Source organism: Streptomyces sp. 13-12-16 (genome assembly GCF_002114215.1).
Classification (GTDB): Bacteria; Actinomycetota; Actinomycetes; order Streptomycetales; family Streptomycetaceae; genus Streptomyces.
The window spans coordinates 1-1,989 of sequence record NZ_NCTE01001084.1; the positions used below are offsets into that span (position 1 = coordinate 1).

Consider the following 1,989-nt stretch of genomic DNA (forward strand, 5'->3'; position numbering starts at 1 on the left):
GGTGCGGGTCGGCGCCGCGTGAGCGGCGAGGTGTCGCGCGGTGGCGGGAGGCCGGTGCCGTACCGGAGTACGATCCGGCCTTCGCCGACCGGGTGCCGGCCGCCCTGGTGCGTCCGCGCACCGCGCTCCCGCACGCCGCGCCATGACCTCGGCCGCGGGCCGGGCCGCCATCAGGTGCTGACCGCCCGCACGATCGCGGCGACGTCCTGCCGGCTCATGGGTTCGGCGTCCATGGAGTTGTGGATGCTGAGCCCTTCCACCAGCGCGTCCAGGGCCCGGGCCGTCCTGGCGTCGAAGTGCCGGCTCAACGACGTGCGGCTGGCCCTCATCCAGGACCGCATGACGTCGAGCAGCGCGGGGTTGCGGGAGGCGAAGGCGTACAGCTCGTAGCTGAGCACCAGCTCCCGGGGGCTGCCCCAGAGCGTGCCGCAGATGATCTCCACCACGGCGGCGCGCGCCTCCTCCACGGTCCCGGCCGCCTCCAGCGGCTCGCGGTAGCGGGCGGACATCGACTCCGCGAGCCGGGTGAAGGCCTCGACGAGCAGCTGCTGCCTGCCCTCGAAGTAGTACGTCATCGATCCCAGGGAGACGCCCGCGGCCTCGGCGATGCGCCGGTGCGTGGCGCCCGTGACCCCGTGCTCGGCGATCACGTCGAGGGCCGCCTCGACGATGCGGTCCCGGCGTCCCGGGTCGTTGGGCCCGCGCGAGCTGCCCGACATGGGTGTCCCCTTCCTGCGCCCCCCACGGGCATGTACGTTTGTACATACTCACTCCGTGGGCGGTCACGTCCCCGGCCGCCCCACGTCTGGATCGAGCCCGCAGTGATAGACCCGGCCACACGCCGCCGCCGCACGGCATTGTTCCTCTTCTTCCTCATGCCCGGCCTGTCGATCTCCTCCTGGGTGACACGCACACCCGACATCAGGGACCAACTGGGCGCCTCGACCGCGCAGATGGGGATCGTCCTGTTCGGTCTCTCCGTCGGTTCGATGCTCGGCGTCCTCGGCTCCGGAGCGCTGGTGGCGAGGTTCGGGACCCGGCCGGTCATGGGTGCGGGGACCGCGCTCGTCGTCCTCAGCGTGGCGGTGATCGGCTGCGGAGCGCTGTGGTCGTCCGCGCCGGCCGTCATGGCGGGGCTCTTCCTCTTCGGTGCCGGCATGGGCGGCGGTGAGGTGGCGGTCAACATCGACGGCGCCGAGGTCGAACGGATCACCGGCCGCACGGTCCTGCCCACGCTGCACGGCTTCTTCAGCCTCGGAACCGTCGTGGGAGCCTCGCTCGGCATCCTGTGCACCGCCGTCGGCTTCCCCGTGCACTGGCACCTGGCAGCCGTCGCCGCCGTCACCGCCGCCCTCTTCGCCCACGCCCTGCGGGCCATCCCCCACGGCGTCGGCCGAACCCGCGACGCCGAGCGGACCGACGGCGGGGCGAAGCCTCACCGGCCCGCGGTCCGGAAGGACCGGCGCCTGCTGCTGATCGGCGGGATCGTGCTGACCATGGCCCTGGCCGAAGGGGCGGCCAACGACTGGCTGCCCCTGCTCATGGTCGACGGGCACGGCATGGACCCCGCCCTGGGATCGGCCGTCTACGCGGGCTTCGCCGCCGCCATGGCGATCGGCCGCTTCGGCGGCGGATTCTTCATCGACCGCTTCGGCCGCGCCCCCGTCGTCCGCGCCAGCGCGGTCTCCGCCGCACTCGGCCTGGCCGTCGTCATCTTCGCCGACAACGCGTTCCTCGCCGGAGCGGCCGTACTCCTGTGGGGACTGGGGGCATCCCTCGGATTCCCCCTCGCCCTCTCCGCGGCCGGCGACTCCGGGCCCGACTCGGCCGCCCGCGTCAGCCTCGTGGCGATGATCGGCTACGTCGCCTTCCTCGTGGGACCTCCCGGCCTGGGCTTCCTCGGCGACCACTACGGCCTGCGCGCCGCGATGACCGTCGTCCTGGCCTTCGTCGCCGTGGCGGTCTTCCTCGCCCCCGCCGTCGACACCC

Annotated in this window: 2 protein-coding genes; one reads left to right on the forward strand and one right to left on the reverse strand. The window is 73.3% G+C overall.

The features are described from left to right. Positions 1-170: 170 nt before the first annotated feature. Positions 171-719 carry a TetR/AcrR family transcriptional regulator gene (locus tag B7767_RS35620; protein ID WP_085575664.1) on the reverse strand — a complete coding sequence of 183 codons (549 nt, stop codon included), beginning with the start codon at positions 717-719 and terminating at the stop codon, positions 171-173. 105 nt (positions 720-824) lie between these two features. Here B7767_RS35620 and B7767_RS35625 point away from each other — a divergent pair. Continuing rightward, on the forward strand, positions 825-1,989 hold a 1,165-nt coding region (locus B7767_RS35625), incomplete at its 3' end, for an MFS transporter (RefSeq protein WP_085575665.1).

Coding starts and splice junctions, on each gene's coding strand:
- B7767_RS35620 (WP_085575664.1), bottom strand. CDS start 719: ATGTCGGGCAGCTCGCGCGGGCCCAACGACCCGGGACGCCGGGACCGC.